This window comes from Amycolatopsis rifamycinica, from assembly GCF_000695625.1.
Taxonomy (GTDB): Bacteria; Actinomycetota; Actinomycetes; order Mycobacteriales; family Pseudonocardiaceae; genus Amycolatopsis; species Amycolatopsis rifamycinica.
In genome coordinates this window covers 25708-52457 of the sequence record NZ_JMQI01000070.1, presented here as the reverse complement: position 1 = coordinate 52457, position 26750 = coordinate 25708, and the positions used below count along the sequence as shown (strand labels likewise).

The following is a 26750-nucleotide window of genomic DNA, read 5'->3' as shown; positions in this document are numbered from 1 at the left end:
AAGGAGGGGTCCGGCCGCCGGGTGAACCGGCAGCCGGACGGGGATCACAGCAGTTCGGCAGCCAGCGCCCGGTAGGCGGGCCACGGGTCCTCGTTCAGCACCTGGATGTTGACGTGGTCGGCGCCCGCCTCCCAGTGCGCGCGGACGCCCCTCGCGATCGTCTCCGCGTCGCCGTGCAGGGCCAGCGCGTCGATCAGGCGGTCGCTGCCCTCGCCTTCGAGGTCCTCGTCCGTGAAGCCGAGTTTCCGCAGGTTGGCGACGTAGTTCGATAGCCCGAGGTAGAACTTCACGGTCTTGCGGCCGATCGCGCGGGCCTCGGCGGCGTCGGTGCCGAGGACCACCTTCTGCTCCGGGGCCAGCAGCTTGCCCGCGCCCAGCACCTCGCGAGCACTCCGCGTGTGCTCCGGCGTGGTCAGGTACGGGTGCGCGCCCGCCGTCCGGTCACCGGCCAGCTTGAGGACCTGGGGGCCGAGCGCCGCCAAGGCGCGGCCGGCCACCGGGACCCCCGCCGCGTCCAGGCCGTCGAGGTAGTCGACCAGGGCCGCGTACGGCTTCTTGTACTCCTTGGACGCCTCGGGGTGGCCCGCGCCGACCCCGAGCAGGAAGCGGTCCGGGTACTTGCCCGCGATCCGCTCGTACACGCGGGCGATGTCCGCAGGCTCGTCCTGCCAGATGTTCACGATGCCGGTCGCGATGACCAGCGAATCCGTCGCCGCGAGGAGGTCGTCGACGTAGGACAGGTCGCCGCTCGGGGACGCCCCCAGCCAGATCGCGCCGTAGCCGAGCTTCTCCGCCTCCGCCGCGAACCGCGCGTCGACGCCCGAGTAGTGCCGCCAGATACCGAGCTTGCCGAGTTCGATTGCCATGGAACACTCCAACACACGAGGCCGTGGTTTTCGTCCCGGCTTCCCGGATCGTGGGAAGTATTAACGTCGGAAGCATGACCAAGCTGGGCAACACCGACCTCGACGTCTACGGGCTCAACCTCGGGTGCAACGTCTTCGGCTGGACGGCCGGCGAGCCGCAGTCCTTCGCCGTCCTCGACGCCTACACCGCGGCCGGCGGCAACTTCCTGGACAGCGCCGACCTCTACGGGGGCGGCGGTGGCTCCGAGACGATCATCGGCAACTGGCTGGCCGCGCGCGGCCGGCGGGACGACGTCGTCGTCGCCACCAAGGTCGGCATGTGGGAGGGCCGGCCGGGCCTGTCGGCGAAGAACGTCCGAGCCGCGGCGGAGGACTCGCTGCGGCGCCTGCGGACCGACCACATCGACCTCTACTACGCCCACGTCGACGACCCGGAGACCCCGCTCGAAGAGACCCTCGAGGCGTTCGACGCGCTGGTGCGCGCGGGCAAGGTCCGCTACCTCGGGGCGTCCAACTACAGCGCCGAGCGGCTCGCCGAAGCACTGTCCATTTCGGACACAGGCGGTCTCGCGCGGTACGCCGTGCTGCAGCCGCACTACAACCTCGTCGAGCGGGACTACGAGCGCGACCTCGCCCCGCTCGTCGCACGTGAAGGCCTCGCGACGCTGCCGTACTTCGCCCTCGCGAAGGGCTTCCTCACCGGCAAGTACCGCACGAAGGAGGAACTCGGCGACAGCCCGCGCGCCGCCCGCGCCGTGTCCTATTTGGACGCGGGTGGGGAGCGCGTGCTCGCCGCGCTGGACGAGGTCGCGCGGGCGCACGGCGTTTCGGTCGCCACGGTGTCGCTCGCGTGGCTGCGGCAGCAACCGACGGTCGCCGCCCCGATCGCCAGCGCCCGCACCCCGGAGCAGCTCACCGACCTGATCGCCTCGGTTTCCCTCGACCTGACTCCAGACGAAGTAGCGTCACTTTCACGTGAAAGTGACGCTACTCTTGGGTAGCTTACCGCGGGTAAGTTGAGGTACGGTGCCCTCAAGTGATGTCTAGGAGGGCACCGTGGCCAACCCGTTTTCGCTGCTGAGCGGCACCAAGAAGGTCGACGGCAAGGTCGTGCTGATCACCGGCGCGGCCCGCGGCATCGGCGCCGGGCTCGCCGAGCGGCTGGCCGCGCGCGGCGCCAAGGTGGCCCTCGTCGGCCTCGAAGCCGAGGAGCAGCAGAAGGTCGCCGACCGGATCGGCGCGAACGCGAAGTCCTGGGAAGCCGACGTCACCAGCTGGGACGCGCTCGAGAGCGCGACGAAGAGCGTCGTCGACCACTTCGGCGGGATCGACATCGTCATCGCGAACGCCGGCATCGCGACCGCGGGCTTCGTCCGCTCGGTCGACCGCGCCGCGTTCGAGAAGGTGATCGAGGTCGACCTGCTCGGCGTCTGGCGGACGTTCCGCGTGACGCTTCCCCACGTCATCGAGCGCAAGGGCTACCTGCTGGCCATCTCCAGCCTCGCCGCGATCACGCACGCGCCGGGCATGGCCAACTACTCCGCCGCGAAGGCCGGCGTCGAAGCCTTCTCGAACAGCCTCCGCGCCGAAGTCGCGCACCTGGGTGTCAAGGTCGGCGTCGCGCATCCGACGTGGATCCGCACCGACCTGGTCGAGAGCGCCGACGCGCACCCGGTGTTCGGCAAGCTCCGCGCGTCGATGCCCGGCCTGATCGGCAAGACGTACCCGCTGGACGTGGCCCTGGACGACCTGGAGGCGGGCATCCTCAAGCGCGCCCGGACCATCCACGTGCCGCGCTGGGTCGGCGGGCTCAAGCTGTTCCGCGCCTTCCTGCCGCCGATCGTCGAAATCGGCTCCCGCAGCCGGGTACCTTCGGCGGACAAGGCCGCGCTGGCCGACATCGAGGCGCGCGGCGCGTTCGAGTCGGCGGTCACCGGCCACGGCGGCCGGGCCGCCACCAAGGGGTGAAGATGTCCCGTCGCGACCAGATCAGGATGACCGAGGACGAGGTGCGCGAGTACCTCGCCGTCCAGAAGGTCATCAACGTCGCCAGCATCGGCCCGAACGGGCGCCCGCACCTCGCGCCGCTCTGGTACTTCCCGCACGAAGACGGCGTCGCGACTTGGACGTACGGGACATCGCAGAAGGCGAAGAACTTCCGCCGCCTGCCGGAGGCGACCGTGCTCGTCGAGGACGGCGACAGCTACGAAAAGCTCCGCGGCGTCTCGTTCGAGGCCGGCGTCGAGATCGTCGAGGACGTCGAGGAGGTCACCCGGATGGGGACCGCGCTCATGCAGCGCTACTCCGGCGCCAACCCGGGTGACCCCGCGACGGCCGAGCTGAAGGCCTTCATCGCTGGTCAGGCGGCCAAACGCGTCGGGCTGGTCTTCCGCCCGACCAAGGTCGTCAGCTGGGACCACGGCAAGCTCGGCGGGACGTACTGATCGGTAGGGAGTACTTCCAAGTAACTGTTACCTGAGGTAACGTTATCTGGGCAGATCCCCGAAGCAGCGGAGGCCGACAGATGACCGAGCGGTTCAAGGTCGTGATCGTGGGCACCGGGTTCTCCGGGCTCGGCCAGGCGATCCAGCTCGAAAAGGCCGGCATCCGGGACTACGTGATCCTGGAGAAGGCCGACGAGGTGGGCGGCACCTGGCGCGACAACTCCTACCCCGGGTGCGCGTGCGACGTGCAGTCGCACATGTACTCGTTCTCGTACGAGCAGAACCCGGACTGGTCGCGGTCGTTCTCGCCGCAGCCGGAGATCTTCGACTACCTCAAGGGTGTCGCGGACAAGTACCGGCTGCGCGAGAAGATCCGGTTCGGCGTCGAGCTGACCGGCGCCCACTGGGACGAGCGGGAGCGCCGCTGGACGGCGACGACCAAGGACGGCCGCGAGTTCGTCGCGCAGTTCCTCGTCTCCGGCGTCGGCGGCCTGCACATCCCGCAGATCCCCGAGCTGCCCGGGATCGCGAACTTCCGGGGCCAGACTTGGCACTCGGCGCGGTGGAACCACGAGTACGACCTGCGCGGCAAGCGGGTCGCCGTGGTCGGCACCGGCGCCAGCGCCGTCCAGTTCGTCCCGAAGATCGCCCCCGACGTCGCCGAGCTGACGCTCTTCCAGCGGACGCCGCCGTGGATCATGCCCAAGCCCGACCACGCGATGCCGTCGTGGGCGCGGACGCTGTTCAAGCGCGTCCCGGGCACCCAGCGGGCCTACCGCAACGCGCTGTACTGGCTGCTCGAGGCGCGGGCCATCGGCTTCAACGGCCACCCGGCGATCATGAAGGCCGGCGAGCTGATCGCGAAGCGGAACATCGCGAAGGGCATCAAGGACCCCACGCTGCGCCGGAAGGTCACGCCGGACTACACGATGGGCTGCAAGCGCGTCCTGATCTCCAACGACTACTACCCGGCGCTGGCCCGGCCGAACGTCGACGTCGTCACCGACGGCGTGAAGGAGGTCAAGGCGCACTCGATCGTCGACTCCGCGGGCGTGGAGCACGAGGTCGACGCGATCATCTACGGCACCGGCTTCAAGGTGACCGACGCGCTGGAGTACCTCGACATCACCGGCGTCGACGGCCGCAACCTCGCCAAGGAGTGGGCCACCGAGGGCATGCGGACGCACAAGGGCATCACCGTGTCCGGTTTCCCGAACCTGTTCTTCCTGCTCGGCCCGAACACCGCGCTCGGCCACAACTCCGTGGTGTTCATGATCGAGTCGCAGTCGCGGTACGTCGTCGACGCCATCAAGCTCGCCGACTCCCGCGGCGCCGCGGCGCTCGACGTCCGGCCGGGCGTGCAGGACGAGTTCCAGCGGGAGATCCAGGACAAACTGGTCAAGGGCGTCTGGACGCAGGGCGGCTGCAAGAGCTGGTACCTCGACGCGCAGGGCGTGAACCGGACCATCTGGCCGGGCTTCACCTGGCGCTACTGGCTGGAGACGCGCAAGGTCGACCCGGCCGACTACGAGCTGACCGGCCGGGCGTGACCGGCGGCCCGGACCTTTCGCCGCACGGCGAAAGGTCCGGCGCGAAGCCTACGACGGCAGCCAGGCGCCGATCACCGGCTTGAATTCGCGGACGGTCCGCTCGGCGATGACCCCTTCCAGGAAGTACGGGTCCTGGTCGATCGTCTCCTTGAGGTGCGCCTCGTCGTCGGCCTGGTACAGGGTGACGCCGCCGGTGCCGTCACCGAGCGGCCCGGCGACCGCGACCCGGCCCTCCTCGGCCAGCTTGCTCAGGAACTCGCGGTGCCGCGGCCGGACGTCCGGCATCTTCTCCTGGACGTAGGTGATTTCGACGAGGAACCAGGCCATGTGGATCTCCGGGGTCGGGCGGGTGCGGACACCGCCGACGCTACCCGTGTCACGGTTCTGTACCAGCATCCGATCTGTGGCACCGCCATCTCAACCCGATAGGCTGGGCGTGCGTCAGTACCTGTGTGAGCGCTGTGAATACCGTGAACCTGCTGACGCGGCACACCGTGCAAACCGGGGTCGAGAACAGGCAGGGGTTCATGCTCGAGGGCAATGCGGAACGCAGCGTCGAGGCGACCCTCGGCCACCTGCGGGTCATGGACGGTCCGGCCCCGGCGCAGACCGCCGCGCCACTGACCCTCGAAGACCTCTACCGCCAGCACCGCATGCGGCTGGTCCGGCTGGCGATTCTGCTGGTCGACGAGCCCGCGACGGCGGAAGACGTGGTCCAGGAGGCCTTCACCGGCCTGCACCGCAACTGGGGCAGGCTCCGCGACGCCGCGGCCGCGGTCGGCTACCTGCGCACCGCGGTGGTCAACGGGTCACGCAGCGTGCTGCGCCGCCGGAAGACGGCCCGTGAGTACGTGCCGCCGCACGCGGTGAACGCGCGCTCCGCGGAGAGCCTCGCGATGCTCTCCAGCGAGCACCAGGCCGTGGTCAGCGCGCTGTCCAAGCTGCCGCCCCGCCAGCGTGAAGTGCTGGTGCTCCGGTACTACGGCGGGCTGAGCGAAGCGGAGATCTCTGAGGCCGCAGGTATCTCCAAGGGTACCGTTAAGTCGACCGCCAGCCGGGCGCTCGAGGCACTCCAGAAGGCCATGCAGACCCCGCAGTGACCCGGGTGGACCATTCCAGTCACTGAGTCGTATCACCATGCTTGGTCCAGACCAATATATGCTGGGGTGCGTGAGAGGCGCCGGAGATTTCGTGATCATGGGCGGCCGGGTGGCAACCCCGGACCGTGTACTCGACGACGGCTGGGTGGCCGTCACCGATGGGCGGATCGCCGGCGTGGGTTCCGGGACCCCGCCGTCGGGCGAACACGTCGACGTCGGTGGGGCACTCGTCGTGCCCGGGTTCATCGACACCCACTGCCACGGCGGGGGAGGTGCTTCGTTCACCTCCCTCGATCCCGAGGAACTCCTGACGGCGGTGCGGGCGCACCGCCGTCACGGCACCACGACCATGCTGGCCAGCCTGGTCTCCGACCCGGTGGACATCCTGCGTGAGCAGGTCGCCGCGCTGCGCGAGCTCGTCCAGGACGGCGAGGTCGCGGGCATCCACCTGGAGGGCCCGTTCATCTCGAAGGCCCGCTGCGGCGCGCACGACCCGGAGACCCTGCTCGAACCGGACACCGGCACGGTCGAGAAGCTGCTGCGGGCCGGTCAGGGCGCGATCCGGATGGTCACCATCGCTCCCGAGCTGCACGGCGGCGTGAAGGCCGTCCGCCAGCTGGCCGAGTCCGGCGTGATCGCCGCGATCGGGCACACCGACGGCGTCGAGGAGCAGCTGCTCCCGGCGATCGACGCGGGCGCGACGGTCGCGACCCACCTGTTCAACGGCATGCGGCCGCTGCACCACCGCGAGCCCGGCCCGATCGGCGCGCTGCTGGACGACGAGCGCATCACCATCGAGCTCATCTGCGACCTGGTCCACCTGCACCCGACCGTCGTCCGGCTGGCGGCGAAGCACGCGGGCCGCAACCGGACGGTGCTCATCACCGACGCGATGTCGGCCACCGACGCGGCGGACGGCCGCTACACGCTGGGCCGCCTCGAGGTCGACGTCCACGACGGCGTCGCCACCCTCGCCGACAACGGCTCGCTGGCCGGCAGCACCCTGACGATGGACACCGCCTTCCGCAATCTGGTCGGGGGTGCGAAACTCGGCATCCTCGACGCGGTGCACGCGACGTCGCAGCGGCCCGCGGAGCTGCTCGGCATCGCGGACCGCACCGGGATGCTGTGCTCCGGGTACCAGGCCGACATCGTCGTCCTCGACCAGGACCTGCGGCCCGCGAAGGTGCTGCGCCGGGGAGAATGGGTGGCCGAGGTGGGAACGGCTACCTTGAGCACGTAGGTTTTGCGTCGAGCGGACGGGCGGAGATGAGCGAGCCGAAGGACCCCGAGCAGCTGCTGGCGGACGCCCTTCGCGCGCAAGCCGTCTTCGCGCCACAGGTGTCGCCGCCGCCGGCTTCGTCTTCCGCGGCGGCTTCATCTTCTACGGCGTCGTCGGCTTCGGCTTCGGCTTCGGCGACCGAGGCGGTCCCGACCAGCGCGATCAACGAGCTGCCGTCGGCGTACGGGTTGCTGTCGGGCGCGAGCGCGGACTCGCTGGAGCGCGAGCGCGCGGCCCTGGACGCGGAGGCGCCGACGACGTTCGCCCCGCGTCCGCCGGCGCCCGTGCGCACGTCCGCGCAGCTCCCGGCGTATTGGATCTTGCTGCTGGCGGTGCTGCTGGGCCTCGCCGCGGGGTCCGTGGTCGGCCTGCTGACGCTGGTCTGACCGGGTCTCAGTCACGACTCAGGGTGACCCTGTACCGTTTTTGGGGTGATTCTCGCCCAGAGCACGGTCCACACGATGTCGCTGCTGCCGTCATGGCTCGACCCGCAGCACCTGCTGAGCGGCCTGACGACTCCGGTCATCGCGGTGCTGTGCCTGATCATCTTCATCGAGAGCAGCGTCTTCCCGGTCCTCCCGGGTGACTCGCTGCTGTTCACGGCGGGGCTGTTCATCGCGAACGGCACGCTGAACGCCCCGTTGTGGCTGGTCTGCGTCCTGGTGACGGCGGCGGCCCTGCTCGGCAACCTGGTCGGTTACTACATCGGCTACTTCGCCGGGCCGAAGCTGTTCAACCGCCCGGACTCGAAGTTCTTCAAGAAGGAGTACGTCGACAAGACGCACGAGTTCCTGGAGAAGCACGGCCCGAAGGCGGTCGTCCTGGCCCGGTTCGTCCCGTTCGTCCGCACGTTCATCACGTGGATCGCGGGCATCGGCCGCATGGACCCGAAGCGCTACTTCACGTACACGGTGATCGGCGGCATCCTGTGGGCCGCGGGCATCACGATCCTGGGTTCGCTGCTCGGCAACATCGGGTTCATCCGGGACAACGTCGACGCGATCTTCGTGCTGATCGTGCTCGTGTCGGTGGTGCCGATCGGGCTCGAGTACCTGAAGTCGCGCCGCGAGAAGAAGGCCGTCGCGGAGACCGACCCCGAGGTCACCCAGCGGATTCCCCGCGTCCGGGACTGACACTTTCGGCCCGCGGGCACGCACCACGGCGAGGTCCTGAATGACTCATTCGAGACCTTCGCGCCGGCCCTTGGCCGGGTTCGGCGCACGCGTGGCCGCCGAAACTGTCGTACCTGCGCGGTAACGTGAAATCAGGGGGTCCCCGGGCGGGGACCCCTGCGGGCGCGGTCGGCCCCGGCGCTCGGCTCGGCTCGGCCCCGCCCGCCTCCGTCGGCCCGGCCCGCTCGACCTCGGCCCCGCCCGACCCGCTCGGCTTGGCCCGCCCCGGCCCGCTCGGTCTGGCCCGCTCGACTCGGCCCCGCCCGCCCCGCCCGCTCGGCTCGGCCTCGATCCGCCTCAGTCGGCCCGGCCCGCTCGGCCCGACCCGCCCGCTCGGCTCGACCTCCGCCCGGCCCTGCCCACCCGCTCGGCTCGACCCCGATCCGCTCAGCCCGCCCGGGCCCCGCTCAGCCCGGCCCCAGCAACTCAGCTCGCGCAGCCGAAAACTGTCGGACCCTCGCGGTAACGTGAAAACAGGGGTCCCCCGGGCGGGGACCCCTGCAGGCGCGGCTCAGGTCATCGAGAACATCGACCCCGGGTTGAACAGGTTCTCCGGGTCCAGCGCCCGCTTGATCTGCTGGTGTACCCGCAGCCCCACCGGCCCGATCTCCCGGGCCAGCCACTCGCGCTTGATCTTCCCGACCCCGTGCTCCCCCGTCACCGTCCCGCCCAGGGACAGCCCCACCTCGAGGATCTCGTCGAACGCGCGCTGGGCCCGCTCGAACTCGTCCGGGTCGTCCGGCTGGTACACGATCGTCGGGTGCATGTTGCCGTCGCCGGCGTGGCCGACCACCGCGATCCGGAGGCCGACCTCCGCGCTGATCTTCTCGCACCCGCGGATCAGCTCCGCGATGCGCGTCCGCGGCACGCACACGTCGTCCGTCAGCCACAGCCCGTACGTCTCCAGGGCCGTCAGCACCACCCGGCGGGCCTGGAGGAGCATCCGGCCCTCCTCGAGGTCCTCCGTCGTGTACGCCAGGTCCGCGCCGCAGTCCACGCAGATCCGCTCCAGTGCCGCCAGCTCCCGGCGGGCCACCTCGCCGCCCGCGTCCGACTGGCCGAGGAGCAGTGCCTGGCAGTCCGAACCCGCGCCGAGGTCCGTCTTCAGGTACGCCTCCGACGCCTTGATCGAGGACGCGTCCATGATCTCCAGCAGTGACGGCACGAGCCCTTCTCGGACAACGCGCGCGACGGCCTCCCCCGCGGCTTCAGTCGTGCTGAAGCCCGCCACCAGCGTGGCCGGAGCCTGGGGCAACGGCTTGAGCTGGACCGTCGCCTGCGTGATCACCCCGAGCGTGCCCTCGCTGCCCACGAACAGCCGGGCCAGGTCGTAGCCGGCGACGCCCTTCACCGTGCGGCGTCCGGTCTTCAGCAGCGAGCCGTCGGCCAGGACGACCTCCAGGCCGAGCACCGAGTCCGTCGTCACGCCGTACTTCACGCAGCAGAGGCCGCCCGCGTTGGTCGACAGGTTGCCGCCGATCGTGCACCAGTCGTAGCTCGACGGGTCCGGCGGGTAGAACAGCCCGTGCTTCTCCACCGCGTTGCGGAAGTCCAGGTTGACCACGCCCGGCTGCACCACCGCCAGCCGGTTGCCCGGGTCGATCTCGACGATCTCGTTCAGCTTGGTCAGCGACAGCGTGACGCAGCCGTCGATCGCGTTCGCCGCTCCGGACAGGCCGCTGCCCGCCCCGCGCGGCACGATCGGCACCTTCGCCTCGGCGCACGCCTTGACCACGGCCTGCACCTGCTCGACGTCGGACGGCAGCACGACGGCGAGCGGGGTGCCCGACGGCGCCAGCGGCATCATGTCGCGGGCGTAGGAGGCGGTGACGTCGGAGTCGGTGAGCACGGCGCCCTTGCCGAGCAGGTCGCGGAGCCGGGTGACCAAAGCTTCGTTGCTCATGGCCTCATCGTAAGCCCGCAGAGTCCGCAGTGCGGAAATCTTCTTTCGAAACCAGCCTCAACGGAGCAGTCAGCGGACCAGCCCCAGCAGCTTCTCGACGTGCACGGTCAGCAGCACCCGCTGGTCGGTGACCATGGCCTGGCGGTACTCGGCCCAGTCCGGGTGCTCGCCCGATGCCCGCCGGTAGTAGTCGACGAGCGCTTCGACCGTGTCGTCGTCGGGGGCCGCGGCCGGCGCCGTGAGCGAGGCGCGCCCCTCGGCGACGACGTAGCTCCAGCCGTCCTCGCTGCTCACGTGGAACGTCACCCGCGGGTCGCGGCGCATGTTCTTCGTCTTCGCCCGCGTCTCGGTGATCGACGCGATGAACGTCGCGGAGGCGGGGTCGTAGAGGTAGGTGATCGTGGACAGCTGCGGCCGGCCGTCGCGGCGGATCGTGGCGAGGACGCCGTGGTGACGGGCGGCGAGGAAGTCCTTCAGGGCTGTGTCGTCGGTCATACCCTTGTCAACCGGCGGCGGACGCCGTTGTTCCGGCCGCAGCCCGAAGGAATCTTGCTTGCATACGGCAACTAAAGTGTGTTCTGCCACATCGCGAGGTACTCCGCTTGCATAACCGCTAGTGAAGGCACATCCTTGCCTGAGGCAACTAGTTGCAGCCGCCAACCAACGCCGTGAAGGAACACCCATGGCACCGAACAACTCCGCCACCCGGCCCACGGCCGAGCTGGACCTCGCCGACCAGCTCGGGCACGAACTCGTCCGCCTGGTCCGGCTGGTCAACAAGGCGAAGTCGCAGGTCTCCAAACAGGGTCCGGACGGCATCGAGCGAGCGGCGTACGCGATCCTCTTCACCCTCATCCACGAGGGCCCGCAGCGCACGAGCAAGCTGGCCGAGTCGCTCCACTCCGAGATCTCCACGATCAGCAGGCAGTCGAGCTCCCTCGTCCAGCACGGACTGGTCGAGCGCCAGGCCGACCCGGAAGACGGGCGTGCCTGCCTGCTCGCGCCGACGCCCGAGGGCATGCGGGTGTTCGAAGAGAACCGCAAGCAGCGCAACCAGTGGCTGGCCGAAGTCCTCGGGGACTGGACCGACGGGGAGATCCAGACCCTGAACCGCCTGTTCGGCCGGCTCAACACAGGTATCGAGAACCACTCTCCACAGCTGGCCGACGCGCACGTGTCCGCCGCTGCACCGGCCAAGGGGGCCAACGCATGAGCACCACCACCGTCGAACAACCCGTGGCGAAGGAACCACCACGGCTGAGCCACCGCCAGATCGTCACGATCCTGAGCGGCCTGATGTGCGGCATGTTCCTCGCCGCGCTCGACCAGACGATCGTGGGTACCTCGATCGTCAAGATCGCCAACGACCTGCACGGCTTCGACCTGCAGGCCTGGGCGACCACGGCGTACCTGATCACCTCGACGATCGTCACGCCGATCTACGGCAAGCTGTCCGACATCTACGGGCGCAAGCCGTTCTACCTGGCCGCGATCACGATCTTCGTCGTCGGTTCGCTGGCCTCGGCCTTCGCGCAGTCGATGTACCAGCTGGCCGCGTTCCGCGCGGTGCAGGGCCTCGGCGCCGGCGGTCTGATGTCGCTGGCCATGACCATCCTCGGCGACATCGTGCCGCCACGGGAACGGGCCAAGTACCAGGGCTACATCCTCGCGGTGTTCGGCCTGTCCACCGTGCTGGGCCCGGTGCTGGGCGGCTTCTTCGCCGGCATCGAGCACGCCGGCAGCATCTTCGGCTACGACATCCACGGCTGGCGCTGGGTCTTCCTGATCAACGTCCCGATCGGCATCCTCGCGCTGTTCGTCGTCGCCCGGGTGCTGAACGTGCCGCACATCCCGCAGAAGCACAAGATCGACTGGTGGGGCGCCCTCGCTCTGGTCGTCGCGGTCGTGCCGTTCCTGATCGTCGCCGAGCAGGGCCAGAAGTGGGGCTGGGGCGACGGCAAGTCGATCCTCTGCTACGTCGTCGGCGGCGTCGGCGTGATCGCGTTCATCGCGGTCGAACGGTGGATGAAGGACGCCGCGCTGATCCCGCTGCGGCTGTTCAAGAACTCGACGTTCACCGTGGCGATCATCGGCGGTGTCATCGTCGGTGTCGCGATGTTCGGCGCGATCACCATGATCCCGCAGTTCATGCAGGTCGTGCAGGGCTACACGCCGACCGAATCCGGGCTGCTGATGCTGCCACTGATGGCGGGCATCATGATCAGCTCGATCGTCTCCGGGCGGATCACCGGCAAGACCGGTCGCTACAAGGTCTTCCCGATCGTGGGCACCCTCATGATCGCCGCCGGTGCGTTCTTCTTCGCGCAGGTCGAATACGACTCGCCGGTGTGGCACCCGCTGGTCGCGGCGGCCATCATCGGCCTCGGCCTCGGTCAGTGCATGCAGACGCTGATCATCGCGGTGCAGAACGCGGGCCCGCGCAGTGACATGGGCGTCTCGACCGCGTCGGCGACGTTCTTCCGCCAGATCGGTGGTACCGCCGGTGTCGCGATCTTCCTGACGGTCCTGTTCAACACGCTGATGCCGAACATCACGAAGGCGTTCGGCGGGCAGCTGCCGGCCGGCGCCGGCTCGAGCGTCGGCAACCTGTCCGAGAACACCAGCGTGATCCAGACCCTGCCGGAGTCGATCAAGACGCCGATCCTGATCGGCTTCACCGACTCGATCACCACGGTGTTCTACATCGCGGGTGCGGTGGCCCTGCTGGCCACGGTGGTCCTCCTGTTCATGAAGGAGATCCCGCTGACCAACGCGGCCCCGGCCGCGGCGGCGATGGAAGGTGGCGAGGCGCTGCTCGAGGCCGACGACCACGCCGACGAGCCCACCGAGATCGTCGAGCCGGTGCGTCCGGTCGACCGTGAACCCGCCCTCGTGGGCGGCGGGAAGCACGCGCTGAGCACCAACGGGCACGGTGACTACCAGGCCGTTTCGGGCGCGCTGCCGATCACGAACTCCGTCGGCCAGTCCGAGCTCGACACGCCCGTGAACGCGGGTGGCGTGCCGGTGATCGGCCATATCCGGCGCCAGGACGGCAGCCACGTGCCGGGCGCCGCGCTGACCCTGATCGACCAGCGCGGCCGCCAGGTCGCGCGGGCCACCGGGGCCGCCGACGGCAGCTACTCGGTGCCCAGCCAGGGCCCGGGCGCGTACGTGCTCATCGTGTCGGCACACGGCCACCAGCCGCAGGCTTCCAGCGTCGTGATCAGCAACGGACCGGCGACGGTCGACGTCACGCTCACCGGCTCCGGCGAGCTGACCGGCACCGTGCGGGCGGCCGCCACGGGGCAGCCGCTGCCGAACGTGACGGTGACGCTCACCGACGGCCGCGGCGAGGTGAACGGCGCGTTCATCACGACCGCGGACGGCACCTACGCCTTCGTCGGGGTCGGCGCCGGGGCGTACACCCTGGTCGCCAGCGGCGCGGGCTACCGGCCCTTCGCGGTGACGCTGACCGTGCCGGACAGCGGCGTGCTGCGCCACGACGTCGAGCTCGCCAGCTCGGTGCTGCTCACCGGCACCGCGCGGACCGAGGGCGACCGGGTGGTGCCGGACGCGCGGATCACCGTGCTCGACGCCGAAGGCAACGTGGCCGCGGTCGCGCGGACCGACGGCGAAGGCCGGTACGTGGTCAGCGACCTGCCCGCGGGCGCGTACACCGTGGTCGCGAGCGGCTACCCGCCGGCGACCAGCCAGGTGGAGCTGACCGGCGGCGAGGCGGGCCACGACGTCCGGCTGAGCTACGACCAGGCCCTCGACGAGCTGGTCGACCGGTCATGACCGGCCTGCGCGCGACCTTCCGCACGGCCGAGGGCTGGGCGGTGGAGCACGCGGTGCTCACCGTCACCGACCCGGCCGGGCGGCAGGTCGCCCGGCAGGCGGCCAACGTCCGCGGCGAGGTCGTCACCGACGCGCTCGCGCCGGGCGCGTACACGGCCGTCGTCACCGCGGCCGGGTACGCCCCGGTCGCGCGGACGGCGCAGATCGCCTCGGACGGCAGCGGCTCGCTCGGCGACGTCGTGCTGGCCCCGGTCGCCGAGGCGATCGAGCTGCCGCCCGCCGGGCCGTGGGTGATCGACCCGATGCACTCGTCGGTGGTCGCGACCGCGCGGCACCTGGGCATCGCGAGCATCAAGGCGCGGTTCCCGGACGTCTCCGGCCGGATCGAGATCGGCCGGCCGGCCGAGCGGTCGTCCGTGCACGCCGAGATCAAGGCGGCGAGCATCGACACCGGCATCCGGATGCGCGACGACCACCTGCGGTCGCCGGACTTCCTCGACGTCGACGTGCACCCGGTCATCACGTTCACCAGCACCGGGCTGCGCCAGCGCGGCGCGGACTCGTGGACGCTGCTGGGCGAGCTGACGCTGCACGGCGAGCGCCGCGAGGTCGAGCTCGAGCTGACCTACGGCGGCTGGGGCCCGGACCCGTGGGGCGGCGTGCGCGTCGCGTTCCACGCCGAGACGACGCTGCACCGGAACGACTTCGCGATCAACTACAGCGCGATGGTCCGGGCGGGCGTCGCGGCCGTCGGCACGACGGTGAAGATCGAGCTGGACGTCGAAGCGGTGCAGGGCGAGACGCTGCCGCAGTTCTGAGTGGCCGGACGGAGGCCCTCTCACCACTGGGTGAGAGGGCCTTCACCGTTCGTAGCACCTGAATATCCCGGACAGCTCGATTTGACCGTTAGCCGCGGCCCGTTCACCCGGGCCACGTAGGCTCGCGGGGTGAACGTCGTGAGCATCGAGGCCGCCGGCGTCGGCGTGAGCTGGCTGGACACCGCCGGACCGCTGCTCGTCTGGGTGATCGTGCTGAGCTTCGTGCTGATCGAGTGCGCGCTGATCATCGGGCTGTTCCTGCCCGGTGACTCGCTCCTGTTCGGGGCGGGGGTGGTGCTGGCCCAGCACGGTTCGGACGCCAACGCGTGGTTCCTGTCGGGGGCCGCGCTGATCGTCGCGGTCCTGGGCAACCAGATCGGCTACTACATCGGCCGCACCAGCGGCACGAAGCTGATCGCGAGGCGCGACGGCAAGGTGCTGAACCGGCAGTCACTGGAACGCGCGCAGCGGTTCCTCGACCGCAAGGGCTTCTTCGCGATCGTGGCGGCCCGCTGGATCCCGTGGATCCGCACGCTGGCCCCGCTGATCGCGGGCGCGGCCCGCATGGACCCGCGCCGGTTCCTGGCGGCGACGACGCTGGGCGGGCTGCTGTGGGTGCCGACGCTGGTCCTGCTGGGGTACTACGGCGCGGGCCTGCTGGACTCACTGCCGTGGGTGAAGACGGTGGCCCTGTGGGCCAGCATCGCCTTCTTCGTGGTCGGCACCGGGTACGGCGTGCTGCGCTACCGCCAGGAAATGCGCCGGCCGGTCGACGAGCCGGACGACGCGCGGGCCTGACCTCAGAGCTCCGGGTCGGCCCAGATCTCCAGCTGGATGCCGTCCGGATCGCGGAACACGACGACCCGCGAGCCTTCGAAGGTGCGCGAGGGCGCCGCGTCCTGGTAGTGGACGCCGAACTCCTGCAGCCGGCATTCCCACTCCGCCAGTTCGGCCGCCGAACGCACCCGGAAGGCGACGTGGTCGAGGCCGGTCCGGCGTTCGTCGAAGCCGCGCCGTCCGGTGTCCGCGTGCTGCACCAGGACCACCGAGAACTCGTCCCCGGCGGAGCGGAGCACAACCTTGCGCAGTCCCGTGTCCGGCTCTTCGCGCCGGGTGACCTCCTCGAGGTCGAGGACACGCACGTACCACGGCACGCTGCGGTCCACGTCGGTCACGGTGAGCGCGAGGTGGTGCACGGACATCAGTTTGGCCATGGCTTCCGAAGCCGTCCTTTCTCGTGGCGGCTCCCCAGAGTTGCACAGCGTTCGACCGCCGAAACCAGGGTGACCAAGTTCCCGGTCCGATCGTGATCTCGCCGTCTCCGGTCGTCTCAGCAAGCGGACGCCGGTGACCGAAGGTCATTCCGAATTATCAGAGCGTGCCCGGTCGGTCACCGGCCGCCACCGACCTCCAGAACCGCGCCAGTGGTGAACGATGACGCGTTGGACAGCAGGAACAGCACCGCTTCGGCGATCTCCGACGGCTGCCCGGCGCGGCCCATCGGGATCTGCGGTGCGTACTTCGCCATCCGGTCCGGCAGGCCGGCGGCCGCGTGCAGGCCCGTGTGGATCATGCCGGGCCGGACGGCGTTGACGCGGATCCCGTCCGCCGCGACTTCCTGCGCCAGCCCGAACGTCAGCGTGTCCACCGCCGCCTTCGACGCCGCGTAGTGCACCCACTCGCCGGCCGAGCCGGTGCGGGCCGCCGTCGAGGAGATGTTGACGATCGCGCCGCCGTCGCCGCCGTGGCGGGCCGACATCCGGCGGACCGCCTCGCGGCAGCACAGGAACACGCCCGTCACGTTCACGTCGAGCGTGCGCCGGACCACCTCGACGTCGTAGTCCTCCAGCCGGCCGGGGGTGTTGCCGACGATCGCCGCGTTGTTGACCAGTGCGGTGACCGGGCCCAGCTCGGCCGCCGCGTCGAACAGCTCGCGGACGTCGTCCTCGCGGGAGACGTCCGCGCGAACCGCCCGCGCCTGCCGTCCCGAAGCACGCACCCGCGCGGCGACGGCTTCGGCGGGTGCGGGGTCGCCGGAGTAGTTCACGACGACGTCGTATCCGCGCGAGGCGGCCAGCTCGCAGATCGCCGCGCCGATCCCGCGGCTGCCGCCCGTGACGATGAGGGTCAAATCGCGAAGTTGGCCAGCGGCAGGTTCTCCAGAACCAGGTCCGCGCGGTCCCGCGTCTGCGAAATGAGGTCGGCGTTGCGCTGGTCCGAGCCGAGCGCGCGCTGCCGGGCCTCGACCAGCGAACGGCCGTAGCGGCGGTGGCGCGACACGAGCCGCTCGATGCGCTCGGGCTCGTCCGGTGCTAGGAACCAGGCCTCGGTGAGCAGCGGCCGGATCGCGCTCCACGGGTCGTCCGGCAGCAGCAGGTAGTTGCCCTCGGTGATGACGAGCTGGACCTCCGGCGGCACCGCGACGGCCCCGGCGATCGGCTCCTCGATCTCGCGGCGGAACTCCGGCGCGTACACCGTCTCGCGGCCTTCGGCCAGGCGGCGGATGAGGTGGTAGTAGCCGGCGGCGTCGAACGTGTCAGGAGCGCCCTTGCGCTCGGTGCGGCCGAGCCGGCGCAGCTCGACCTGCGCGAGGTGGAAGCCGTCCATGCCGACCACCGCCGCGCGCGAGCCGAGCGCGTTGGCCAGCGCCCAGGCGAGGGTGGTCTTGCCGGACGCGGGCGCGCCCACGATGCCGAGCACGTTGCGCTGCCCGCGCACGGTCAGCCCCTCGGCCCTGGCCAGCAGGTCGTCGAACGCCGTCATGTCCTGTTCCTTCCTGCGATCGCGGTCGTCCACGACCGCGGTCCCACATGCCGCACCCGTTCGGCGGCCACCTCGTTGGCGAAGCGGATCCGGTCCGTCACCGTCCGTTCGCGCGTCACGGCCACGGCGAGCGCGCCGTGCCAGACGTCGCCCGCCCCTAGTGTGTCCCGCGCTTCCACGTTCGCGACAGGCACCTCACCCGAGCCGCCGTCCGCAGTGGACCACCGCACCGGACGCGGGCCCGCGGTGGTGATCACGGTCGGGACACCGCGCTCGTGCAGGCCGGGGCCGGGCGCGCTGAAGTGCGCGGAGCACGCGGCGATGTCGACCAGGGGCAGCAGCTCGTCCAGCACGGGCTTCCAGCTCCCGGCATCCAGCACCACCGGCGCCTTCTTTTCCCGCGCCACCCCCAACGCAAGCTCAGGATAATGCCCGTCAAGCAAAATGACATCAGCTGCCAAAAGCGGCACTTTCACGTGAAAGTGCCGCCCTCCGGCGTTGCGGGAGACGACGGTGCGCTCGCCGTCGCGGTCGCGGACGGCGACGGCGCTGACCGGGGGCGGGTCGGTCAGGCCGGGGGCCAGGTCGATCAGCCGGACGCCGTGCGGCTCGAGGTCGGCGCGGGCGAGCGCCGCCAGCGGGTGTGCCCCGAGGACGGTCAGCAGGGTCGCCTCGGCGCCGAGCGCGGCCGCCGTCACCGCGGCGTTCGTCGCGGGCCCACCCGCGGCGACGTCCACCCGCAGCGACTGCACCTTCTCGCCCGGCGCCGGAAGCTCCTCGACCCGCTGGACGACGTCCACGGTGCACAAGCCCGCCAGCAGCACCCTCAACTCAAACCGGCCACGTGCGTCGCGGCGGCCGCTTCTTCGACTTCGCCGTTGTCGTTGAGCCGCAACGCCCCGGTGAGCAGGCCGACGACCTGGTTCATCGAGTGCGTCTTCGGCGAGACGAGCGCGACCCGCTTGCCGAGGCGGTGCACGTGGATGCGGTCGGCGATGTCGAACACGTGCGGCATGTTGTGGCTGATCAGCACCACCGGCAGGCCGCGGTCGCGGATCCGGCCGATCAGGTCGAGCACCTTGCCGGACTCGGCGACGCCGAGCGCGGCGGTGGGCTCGTCCATGATCACCGCCTTGGTGCCGAACGCCGCGGCACGCGCGACGGCGACGCCTTGCCGCTGGCCACCGGACAGCGTCTCGACGGGCTGGCTGATCGACTTGATGTTGATGCCCAGCTCGTCGAGGATCCGCTGCGCCTCGGACCGCATGGTCGCGGTGTCGAGCTTGCGGAACAGCCCGAGCGGCCCCTTGAGCCGCTTTTCCCGGCCCAGGAACATGTTCGACGCGATGTCGAGCGCGGGCGCGACGGCGAGGTCCTGGTACACCGTCTCGATCCCGTAGTGCCGAGCGTCCAAAGGGGACTTGAAGTGGACGGTCTTGCCGTCCACTTTGATCTCCCCTTCGTCGGGGATCACCGCGCCGGACAGGGTTTTGATGAGCGACGACTTCCCGGCACCGTTGTCGCCGACGACGGCGAGCACCTCGCCGGGCAGCAGGTCGAAGTCGGCGCCGTCGATGGCGGTCACCCGGCCGTAGCGCTTGACCAGGCCGCGGGCCTGGAGGATCGGTTCGGTCATGACTGCTGCTGCCTCCTCGCGATCCGGTCCACCACGACGGCGGCGATGAGCAGGGCGCCGGTGGCGAGGTCCTGGTAGTTGCCGTCGACGTTCATCTGCGTCAGGCCCGACCGCAGCACCGCCACGACCAGGGCGCCCATCAGCGTCCCGAGCACCGAGCCGCGGCCGCCGAAAAGGCTCGTGCCGCCGAGGACGACGGCGGTGATCGAGTCGAGGTTGCCGAGCTGGAACTGGTTCGGGTCGGCGTTCGGCGTCCGGCCGAGCGCCTGCCAGGCCGCGATGCCGAAGGTCAGCCCGGCGACGATGTAGACCGACAGCACCGTGCGGTTGACCTTGATGCCGGACAGCCGCGCGGACTCCGGCGCGTTGCCGACCGCGTAGACGTGCTTGCCCCACGCGGTTTTCGTGAGCGCGTACCAGACGCCGAGGTACATGAGCAGCGCCAGCGTCATGCCGTAGGTGATCGGGATCCCGCCGAAGAGGTAGCGCTTGGTGCCGAGCCACTGCAGCAGCCCGTCGGTCACCGGGACGGCCTGCCCGCCCGCGATCAGCTTCGACACCGCGGTCAGCATGGTGAACGTGCCGAGCGTGATGATGAACGCCGGCAGCTTGATCCGGGTCGCCAGCCCGCCGATGAAGATGCCGACGATGATCGTCAGGACGACGCCGGCGAGCAGCGCGACGAAACCGTTGGTCCCGGCCGCCGCGAGTTTCGCCATGATCAGCGTCGCGACGACCATCGAAGCGGCGTTGGACAGGTCGATGCCCGCGATGAGGATGACGAGCGTCTGGCCCAGCGCGAGCGTCCCGACGACGAGCGACTGCTGGACCACTGTGGACAGGTTGTCGAGGTCGAAGAACGTGTCCGTGGCCAGTGAGAACACCACGATCGCGACGACCAGCGCGAGCGCCGGGCCGACCGCGGGGGCGCGGAGGAGGAAGTCGCCGAGCGATTCACGTTCCCGTGCGGGTGTAGCGGTGGCCGTCGTCATTTCTTGCCTCCCCAGCAGTTCTGCAGGCCCCACGCGGTGTCGTGGCTCTCGACGCCGGGCACGGGCTTGTCGGTGATCACCGCGGACCCGGTGTTGACGAACCCCGACGGCTTCTTGCCGGTCTTGGCGTACTCGACGGCGGCGAGCACCCCTTGCTCGGCCATCTTCGCCGGAAACTGCATGACGGTGGCGGCGAACTGGCCGTCCTTGACGTTCTGGACGCCTTCGCAGCCGCCGTCGATCGAGCCCATGACGATCCGCCCGGTGAGCCCACGCGCCTTCAGCGCCGCGTACGAACCGCGGCCCATCGGCTCGTTCATCGAGTAGACGGCGTTGATGTCGGTGCTGCGCTGGAGCAGGTTCTCCATGCCCTGCTGGGCGAGGCTCTGGTCGCCGTTGGCCGCGGTGTGCCCCTTGATCTCCGGCGAGCCGTCGGTCAGCCCGATGCCCTTGAGGAACCCGCCGTGGCGCTGGGTGTCGACCGTGCTGCCCGCGGTCCCGTCGACCATGAGCAGCTTGGGCGGGGTGCCGGCCAGCGCGGCCTTGACGTAGGCGCCCTGCTGCTCGCCGGCCGCGAAGTTGTCGGTGGCGAAGGTGGCGTCGACGGCGTCGGCCGGTTCGGTCGCCGTGTCGAGGGCGATGACCAGGACCCCCGCGTCGCGGGCGTCCTTGATCGCCTTGAGCACGCCGGTGGACGAGCTCGGCGTGATGAGGATGGTGTTCGCGCCCTGCTGGCGGAGGTTTTCGATGGCGCGGACCTGGCCGTCGTTGTCGCCGTCGAACTGGCCGGCGAGGGCGCTGAAGTCGGCGCCGTTGGCCTGCGCGGCCGCTCTCGCGGCGTTGCGCAGCTCCACGAAGTAGGGGTTGGTGTCGGTCTTGGTGACCAGGCCGACCTTGGCCTTGCCGCTCCCGCCGGTGTTGGTGTTGCCGCCCCAGTGGCGTTCGACCGTGCACCCGGTCGTCGCGGCGAGGACGGCGGCCAGCGTGAGCGCGGTGAGACTTCGCTGTCTCATGGATTCCCCGCCTTTTCCACTCGAGGCTTGCCGATGGTCGGGAAGGTAGACAGACTGCTCCTGGCGCGCAAGCGTTTGCGCAAACGCTTGCCGGAAAGGATGGGTATGCCCCAGTCGAAGTCTTCGCGGCCGACCCAGCGGGACATCGCCGAGCTCGCGGGCGTGTCGATCACGACCGTCTCGCACGTGGTGAACGGGACGCGGGCGGTCGCCGAGGACACCAAAGCGGCGGTGCTGCGGGCGATCGAGGCGACCGGCTACACCGGCGACGCCATCGCGCGCTCGCTGGTCACGGGCGGGACCCGGTCGATCGGGATGGCGATCTCCCTGATGGCCAACCCGTACTTCGCGACGCTGATGCAGGCGATCGAGCGGGAGGCGTCGGCGCACGGGTACACCGTCCTGCTGGCCGACACGCACGACGCGGCGGACACCGAACGTGACACCGTGCGGGCGCTGCGCTCCCGTCGCGTCGACGGCCTGCTCATCACCCCGGCGCCCGGCGACGGCCCGGTGATCGGCGAGCTGGTGTCCCTCGACGTGCCGACCGTGCTGATCGACCGGCTGTCCACCCGCACCGACGTCGACCAGGTCGGCTCGGAAAACATCCAGGCGATGTCGGCGCTGACCGCGCACCTGGCGACGCTCGGGCACCGGCGGATCGGGATGATCAGCGGCGTACCCGGGCTGTCGACGAGCGAGGAGCGCGTGCTCGGCTACCGGCTGGGCCTCGGCCGGTCCGGGCTCACGTGGTCGTCCGACCTCGTGGCCTGCGGAAACTCCTCGCGCGAAGGCGGTGCGCTCGCCTTGAGCACGCTGCTCGCGCTGCCCGAGCCGCCGACGGCGCTGGTGGTCGGGAACGACAGCATGATGGTCGGCGTGCTGCACGAGGCGCGGCGGCGCGGCCTGCGGATCGGGCGCGACCTGCCGGTGGTGGTCTACGACGACGTCGAGTGGGCGGACCTGGTCGACCCGCCGCTGACGACGATGGCGCAGCCCATCGAGGAGATCGGCCGGCAGGCGGTGCGGCTGCTGCTGGCCCGGATCAACGACCCGGGCCGCAAGGCCGAAACGGTCCGGCTGGCACCCACCCTGCGTCACCGTGAGTCGTGCGGCTGTCCCCCGGTTCACTCACTTCAGTGAATCTGGGTTCCTGATACCTCGGCCCGGGCGTTCAGCCGATACCTTTCGCCTGAGCGTCTGCGAGGGCTTATGACCGCACTTTCGCCGGACCTCCGGTTGTGGGACCCCCCGGTCACCTACCGGATCGGCGTCGCGATGGGGGTGCACGCGCACCCGTACTCCGGCGAACTGCTGCGCGCCATCAGGGCGGCCGCCGCGCAGGCGGGGTGCGACGTCGTGCTGGCGGACACCGAGGACACCGTGGGCGAAGAGGCCGAGGTGGTGCGCGCGCTGCGCGCGGACCTGGTGGACGGCGTGCTGCTGGTTCCCTCGGCCGGCGACGAAGCGGTGATCAACGGCCTGGTGCGGATGGGCGTGCCGACGGTGCTGGTCGACCGCGTGGCCGCGCGCAACGACGTCGACCAGGTCGGCACGGAGAACGTGCACGCGGTGGCGTCGCTGGTCCGCCACCTGACCGACCGGCGGCACCGCAAGATCGGCCTGGTCTCGGGCGACGAGGGCCTGGAGATCAGCCGCGAGCGCGTCCGCGGCTACCGGCTGGGGCTGGAGCAGGCGGGCCTGCGCTTCAACCGCGAGCTGGTGGAGTCCGGGTTCTCGAACCCGGGCGGCGCCACCCGCGCGACGGCCAAGCTCTTGGACGGCTGGCCCTCCCCGACGGCCCTGGTGGTGGCGGACGAGTCGATGCTGGTGGGCGTCCAGTACGAGGCCCACCGCCGCGGCATCCGGATCGGCTCGGAGCTGGCGGTGGTCGGCTACGGCGACATGGACTGGGCCCGCCGCGTGAGCCCGGCGGTGACGACGCTGGTCCAGCCGGTCGCGGACCTGGGCCGCCGGGCGGTGCAGCTGCTGATGTCCCGCATGGCGGACCCGGACCGGCCCCCGGAATCGGTCTCCCTGACCCCGAAATTCCTGCACGGCGCCTCCTGCGGCTGCTGACCGAAGCGGAGCTTTCACGTGAAAGTGACCCGGAGGTGGCTCCTCCATGTCACTTTCACGTGAAAGTGACGTGGAGGTCGCGGCTCCGGATCGTGGAGTTATGCCGGCTTCAGGGTTGCGGCGGCTTCGAGGAGCATCCAGCCGCCCACCTGGACCGACAGGTCGCGTTCCGGGGCGTCCTCCGGCAACGGCCACGGCGCCGGGCGGTCCCAGTGCGCGCTGAACACCGGACCCTCCGGTGTGTCAGCCGCGCCCGACCAGCACGCCTCCGCCGACGTCAGTACCAGTGACCGGGCCACCGAGGCTTCCGGGCCGGGCAGGGAGCGAGCCGCCAAGGCCAGGTACCGGGCCAGGATCGCCGCGAACAGGCCGCCGTCGCCGCCTCCTTGGCCGCGGATGACGCCTCCCGGCGCCAGGTGCTCCGCGACCGCCCGCACGGTTCGCGCGGCGTCGTCCACTAAGGACACCTCCAGGCACGCGCCCAGGTAGACCCCTTGGCAGTACGTGAAAATGTGCTTCACCAGCTCGCCGGTGTCCGCCCTGATGCCGTCCCAGACCAAGCCGGAGCCGGGATCGACCAAAGTGGACGTCAGCCACGAGGTCATCGCCCGGGCGCGGGCGAGGTTCCCGGACCGGGCGTGGAAGATCGCCGCCGGGCCGTTGGCCGGGGCGTTCTTGAAGTCGTCGCCGCGGCGCCACCAGATGCCGCCGCCCGTGGCCGCCGTCCAGCCCGAGAGGAGCTGCGCGTCGATGGCCGCCAAGGCCGGGCCGACGTCGATGCCCAGCGCCGCAACTCGTTGCAGCGCAAGGCCGAGCCACGCGATGTCGTCGTAGTAGTCGTTGGTCCAGCGGCCGAAGTTGCGCAGCCGCACCGAACGCACGAACGCGCGGATCAACGCCAGGCGCGCCGGTGAAGGCGCCCGCAGTTGGGCGTCGACCAGCGTGTCCAGCAGGTGGGCCTGCCACCAGTAGTTCCAGTGCCAGTGCACCCGCTGGTCGAGCGCCGCCGGCCAGCGGCTGCGGCCCAGTACCGTGCCGGGCAGCGCCCACACCCGGCGCAGGTGCCGTGCGGTCACCGCGCGTTCCGCGGCCGAGACGTCCATGTCGCAATCGTGCCTTGCCCATCGACATACCGCTCGGTATGTTCGGTCTTCATGACGACGGCCCACGTCACCTGCCCGCTGTGCGAAGCCACCTGCGGCCTGGAAGTGACGCTCGACGCGAACCAGCAGGTCACTCGCGTCCAAGGTGACGAGCGGGACGTCTTCTCGCGGGGGTACATCTGCCCCAAGGGCGCTTCGCTCGGCGCGCTCCACCACGACCCCGATCGGCTGACCACCCCGCTGCTCAAGCGCGACGGCGAGTTCGTCGAGGTCAGCTGGCAGGAGGCCTACGACGAGATCGCCCGCCGCCTGCCGCCGATCCTCGAGCAGCACGGCCGGGACGCCGTCGCCGTGTACGCGGGCAACCCCGGCGTGCACAACATCGCGCTGACGCTCTACGGCCGCGTGCTCTACAAAGCCTTGGGTACCAAGAACTTCTACAGCGCGACGTCGGTCGACCAGCTGCCGAAGCACTACTCCGCCGGCACGATGTTCGGCGACCCGCTCGCCATCCCGGTGCCCGACCTCGACCGGACGCGGCACCTGCTCATCCTCGGCGCCAACCCGCTCGTCTCCAACGGCAGCCTGATGACCGCGCCGGACATCCGCGGCCGGCTGCGCGGCATCCGCGAGCGCGGCGGCAAGATCGTCGTCGTCGACCCGCGCCGCACGCGCACCGCCCAGTTCGCCGACGAGCACCACGCCATCCGGCCCGGCACCGACGCGCTGCTGCTGTTCGCGCTGGTCAACGTCCTGTTCGCGGAGAACCTCGTCGCGCCGGGACGGCTCGCGGACCACCTCAACGGCCTCGGCGACGTCCGCGAACTGGCCCAGCCGTTCACCCCGGAAGCCGTCGCCCCGCGCACCGGCATCGACGCGGCCGACATCCGCCGGATGGCCCGGGAGCTCGCCTCCGACAACGCCGTGGTCTACGGCCGGATCGGCACCACGACGCAGGCCTTCGGCACCATCGCGAGCTGGCTGGTCGACGTCCTCAACGTGCTCACCGGCCACCTCGACTCACCGGGCGGCGCGATGTTCCCGCTGGCCGCGTGCCAGCCGACCGGGAACCGGCGGCCGTTCGCCGTCGGGCGCTGGCGCAGCCGCGTGCGCGGCCTCCCCGAGGTCGTCGGTGAGCTGCCGGTCGCGACGCTCGCCGACGAGATCGAGACCCCGGGCGAAGGCCAGGTCCGCGCGCTGATCACGGTCAGCGGCAACCCGTGCCTGAGCACGCCGAACGCCGGGCGGCTCGCCGCGGCCCTCGAGGACCTCGACTTCATGATCTCCGTCGACGTCTACCTCAACGAGACGTCCCGCCACGCCGACGTCATCCTGCCCGGGCCGTCGCCGCTCGAGCGTCCGCACTTCGACCTGGCCTTCTACCAGCTTTCGATCCGCAACATCGCCAACTGGACGCCCGCGACCCTGCCGTCGGCGCTGCCGCAGGAGTGGGAGACCATGCTGCGGCTCACCGGCATCGTCGCCGGTCAGGGGCCCGAGGCCGACGTCGCGGCGCTGGACGACTTCGTCGCCGCGGAGACCGCCCGCCGCAACGGGCTCGACGTCGCCGACGCCGGCGACCGCACCGGCCCCGCGCGTCTGGTCGACCTCCTGCTGCGCGCCGGGCCCTACGACGTCACGCTGGCCGACCTCGAGGCCGCGCCGCACGGGATGGACTTCGGGCCGCTCCAGCCGCGGATTCCCGAGGTGCTGTGCACGGCGTCCGGCCGGATCGAACTCGCGCCCGAGCCGGTCGTCGCCGACGTTCCGCGGTTGCGGGAAGAGCTCGCGAAAACCGCGGAAGACGGCCTGGTGCTGATCGGGCGGCGGCACCTGAGCTCGAACAACTCGTGGATGCACAACCTGGAACCGCTGATCCGCGGCGGCAACCGGTGCACGGTGCAGGTCCACCCGGCCGACGCGACGCGCCTGGGCCTGACCGACGGCGGCCTCGCCTCGGTGACGTCCCGGGCCGGAAAACTGCAGGTCCCGGTCGAGGTGACCGACGAGGTGCGGCCGGGCGTCGTCAGCATCCCGCACGGCTGGGGCCACGACGTCGACGGCTCGCGGACGCGGGTGGCGCGGGCGAACCCCGGGGTCAACTCGAACCTGGTCGCCGACGAGACGCTGCTGGACGTTCCGTCCGGAACGTCGGTGTTGAACGGCATCCCGGTCGAGGTCGCACCCGTCTGAACCCTTGACGTCCCGCGGGCCGTCGAGGATTCTCGACG

General features: G+C 70.6%; 27 protein-coding genes. 15 read left to right on the top strand and 12 right to left on the bottom strand.

Translation table 11 applies throughout. From position 1 onward, the window contains the following. Positions 1-44: 44 nt before the first annotated feature. Positions 45-866, bottom strand: a complete 822-nt coding sequence (locus DV20_RS34275) for an LLM class F420-dependent oxidoreductase (RefSeq protein ID WP_043787359.1) — start codon at positions 864-866, stop codon at positions 45-47. A 74-nt stretch (positions 867-940) separates the two neighbouring features. Between DV20_RS34275 and DV20_RS34270 the strand changes: the two genes are divergently transcribed. The 4 genes from DV20_RS34270 to DV20_RS34255 all read left to right on the top strand — a co-directional run bounded on the left by DV20_RS34270 (position 941) and on the right by DV20_RS34255 (position 4860). Further along, a complete protein-coding gene (locus DV20_RS34270) occupies positions 941-1867 on the top strand; it encodes an aldo/keto reductase (RefSeq protein ID WP_043787358.1) in 927 nt (308 codons plus the stop codon). A gap of 55 nt (positions 1868-1922) precedes the next feature. Continuing rightward, positions 1923-2834, top strand: coding sequence for an SDR family oxidoreductase (locus tag DV20_RS34265; RefSeq protein ID WP_043787357.1), 912 nt, complete (start codon positions 1923-1925; stop codon positions 2832-2834). Positions 2835-2836: 2 nt separating this feature from the next. Continuing rightward, complete coding sequence (locus DV20_RS34260; RefSeq protein ID WP_043787355.1) at positions 2837-3310, top strand: pyridoxamine 5'-phosphate oxidase family protein; 474 nt, start codon at positions 2837-2839, stop codon at positions 3308-3310. Between the two features lie 80 nt (positions 3311-3390). Beyond that, a complete protein-coding gene (locus DV20_RS34255) occupies positions 3391-4860 on the top strand; it encodes a flavin-containing monooxygenase (protein ID WP_043787354.1) in 1470 nt (489 codons plus the stop codon). Between the two features lie 48 nt (positions 4861-4908). Here DV20_RS34255 and DV20_RS34250 read toward each other — a convergent pair whose 3' ends face one another. Further along, the gene (locus tag DV20_RS34250; RefSeq protein ID WP_043787353.1) at positions 4909-5187 is read right to left on the bottom strand and encodes a YciI family protein; all 279 of its coding nucleotides are present in this window, start codon (positions 5185-5187) and stop codon (positions 4909-4911) included. Positions 5188-5387: 200 nt separating this feature from the next. On the opposite strand from DV20_RS34250, the gene DV20_RS34245 reads away from it, so the two are divergent. The 4 genes from DV20_RS34245 (at position 5388) to DV20_RS34230 (ending at position 8375) form a co-directional block, all read left to right on the top strand. Then, entirely contained in the window at positions 5388-5960 is a 573-nt protein-coding gene (locus DV20_RS34245; RefSeq protein WP_033262965.1) for a SigE family RNA polymerase sigma factor, read from the top strand. Between the two features lie 91 nt (positions 5961-6051). Then, on the top strand, positions 6052-7203 hold the full coding sequence (gene nagA, locus DV20_RS34240) for an N-acetylglucosamine-6-phosphate deacetylase (RefSeq protein ID WP_043787352.1): 1152 nt from the start codon (positions 6052-6054) through the stop codon (positions 7201-7203). Positions 7204-7229: 26 nt separating this feature from the next. Beyond that, entirely contained in the window at positions 7230-7628 is a 399-nt protein-coding gene (locus DV20_RS34235; protein WP_043787350.1) for a hypothetical protein, read from the top strand. Positions 7629-7673: 45 nt separating this feature from the next. Continuing rightward, the gene (locus tag DV20_RS34230) at positions 7674-8375 is read left to right on the top strand and encodes a DedA family protein (protein ID WP_043787349.1); all 702 of its coding nucleotides are present in this window, start codon (positions 7674-7676) and stop codon (positions 8373-8375) included. Positions 8376-8925: 550 nt separating this feature from the next. Here the strand turns inward: DV20_RS34230 and DV20_RS34225 are convergent. Next, a complete protein-coding gene (locus DV20_RS34225; RefSeq protein WP_043787348.1) occupies positions 8926-10317 on the bottom strand; it encodes an FAD-binding oxidoreductase in 1392 nt (463 codons plus the stop codon). 69 nt (positions 10318-10386) lie between these two features. Then, positions 10387-10812, bottom strand: a complete 426-nt coding sequence (locus tag DV20_RS34220; RefSeq protein ID WP_043787347.1) for a PPOX class F420-dependent oxidoreductase — start codon at positions 10810-10812, stop codon at positions 10387-10389. 187 nt (positions 10813-10999) lie between these two features. Between DV20_RS34220 and DV20_RS34215 the strand changes: the two genes are divergently transcribed. From DV20_RS34215 to DV20_RS34200, 4 genes are all read left to right on the top strand, one after another. Continuing rightward, the gene (locus tag DV20_RS34215) at positions 11000-11530 is read left to right on the top strand and encodes a MarR family winged helix-turn-helix transcriptional regulator (RefSeq protein ID WP_043787345.1); all 531 of its coding nucleotides are present in this window, start codon (positions 11000-11002) and stop codon (positions 11528-11530) included. Next, a complete protein-coding gene (locus DV20_RS34210; RefSeq protein ID WP_043787343.1) occupies positions 11527-14115 on the top strand; it encodes an MFS transporter in 2589 nt (862 codons plus the stop codon). Before DV20_RS34215 ends, DV20_RS34210 begins: the two co-directional genes overlap by 4 nt. Further along, positions 14112-14933 carry a YceI family protein gene (locus tag DV20_RS34205; protein WP_043787342.1) on the top strand — a complete coding sequence of 274 codons (822 nt, stop codon included), beginning with the start codon at positions 14112-14114 and terminating at the stop codon, positions 14931-14933. Before DV20_RS34210 ends, DV20_RS34205 begins: the two co-directional genes overlap by 4 nt. A gap of 129 nt (positions 14934-15062) precedes the next feature. Continuing rightward, positions 15063-15731, top strand: a complete 669-nt coding sequence (locus DV20_RS34200) for a DedA family protein (protein WP_043787341.1) — start codon at positions 15063-15065, stop codon at positions 15729-15731. 2 nt (positions 15732-15733) lie between these two features. Here the strand turns inward: DV20_RS34200 and DV20_RS34195 are convergent, their stop codons facing one another. The 7 genes from DV20_RS34195 to DV20_RS34165 all read right to left on the bottom strand — a co-directional run bounded on the left by DV20_RS34195 (position 15734) and on the right by DV20_RS34165 (position 21337). Then, complete coding sequence (locus DV20_RS34195) at positions 15734-16147, bottom strand: VOC family protein (RefSeq protein ID WP_043787340.1); 414 nt, start codon at positions 16145-16147, stop codon at positions 15734-15736. Between the two features lie 176 nt (positions 16148-16323). Beyond that, positions 16324-17064: an SDR family oxidoreductase gene (locus DV20_RS34190; protein WP_043787339.1), complete on the bottom strand. Its 741-nt coding sequence runs from the start codon at positions 17062-17064 to the stop codon at positions 16324-16326. Beyond that, complete coding sequence (locus DV20_RS34185; protein WP_043787338.1) at positions 17061-17696, bottom strand: nucleoside/nucleotide kinase family protein; 636 nt, start codon at positions 17694-17696, stop codon at positions 17061-17063. Before DV20_RS34185 ends, DV20_RS34190 begins: the two co-directional genes overlap by 4 nt. Continuing rightward, on the bottom strand, positions 17693-18520 hold the full coding sequence (locus tag DV20_RS34180) for a PfkB family carbohydrate kinase (protein WP_084093806.1): 828 nt from the start codon (positions 18518-18520) through the stop codon (positions 17693-17695). Before DV20_RS34180 ends, DV20_RS34185 begins: the two co-directional genes overlap by 4 nt. Positions 18521-18522: 2 nt before the next feature. Continuing rightward, positions 18523-19332 carry an ATP-binding cassette domain-containing protein gene (locus DV20_RS34175; RefSeq protein ID WP_043787336.1) on the bottom strand — a complete coding sequence of 270 codons (810 nt, stop codon included), beginning with the start codon at positions 19330-19332 and terminating at the stop codon, positions 18523-18525. Beyond that, positions 19329-20324, bottom strand: a complete 996-nt coding sequence (locus DV20_RS34170; protein ID WP_043787334.1) for an ABC transporter permease — start codon at positions 20322-20324, stop codon at positions 19329-19331. Before DV20_RS34170 ends, DV20_RS34175 begins: the two co-directional genes overlap by 4 nt. Next, a complete protein-coding gene (locus tag DV20_RS34165; RefSeq protein ID WP_043787333.1) occupies positions 20321-21337 on the bottom strand; it encodes a substrate-binding domain-containing protein in 1017 nt (338 codons plus the stop codon). Before DV20_RS34165 ends, DV20_RS34170 begins: the two co-directional genes overlap by 4 nt. Before the next feature lie 105 nt (positions 21338-21442). Between DV20_RS34165 and DV20_RS34160 the strand changes: the two genes are divergently transcribed. Both DV20_RS34160 and DV20_RS34155 read left to right on the top strand, forming a co-directional pair. After that, on the top strand, positions 21443-22480 hold the full coding sequence (locus tag DV20_RS34160; protein WP_043787331.1) for a LacI family DNA-binding transcriptional regulator: 1038 nt from the start codon (positions 21443-21445) through the stop codon (positions 22478-22480). 69 nt (positions 22481-22549) lie between these two features. Then, positions 22550-23416: a LacI family DNA-binding transcriptional regulator gene (locus DV20_RS34155; protein ID WP_043787330.1), complete on the top strand. Its 867-nt coding sequence runs from the start codon at positions 22550-22552 to the stop codon at positions 23414-23416. A 98-nt stretch (positions 23417-23514) separates the two neighbouring features. Here DV20_RS34155 and DV20_RS34150 read toward each other — a convergent pair whose 3' ends face one another. Then, positions 23515-24519, bottom strand: a complete 1005-nt coding sequence (locus DV20_RS34150) for a glycoside hydrolase family 76 protein (protein WP_043787329.1) — start codon at positions 24517-24519, stop codon at positions 23515-23517. Between the two features lie 51 nt (positions 24520-24570). Here DV20_RS34150 and DV20_RS34145 point away from each other — a divergent pair, with 51 nt between their 5' ends. After that, positions 24571-26712, top strand: coding sequence for a molybdopterin-dependent oxidoreductase (locus tag DV20_RS34145; RefSeq protein ID WP_043787327.1), 2142 nt, complete (start codon positions 24571-24573; stop codon positions 26710-26712). The last annotated feature ends 38 nt before the right edge of the window (positions 26713-26750 follow it).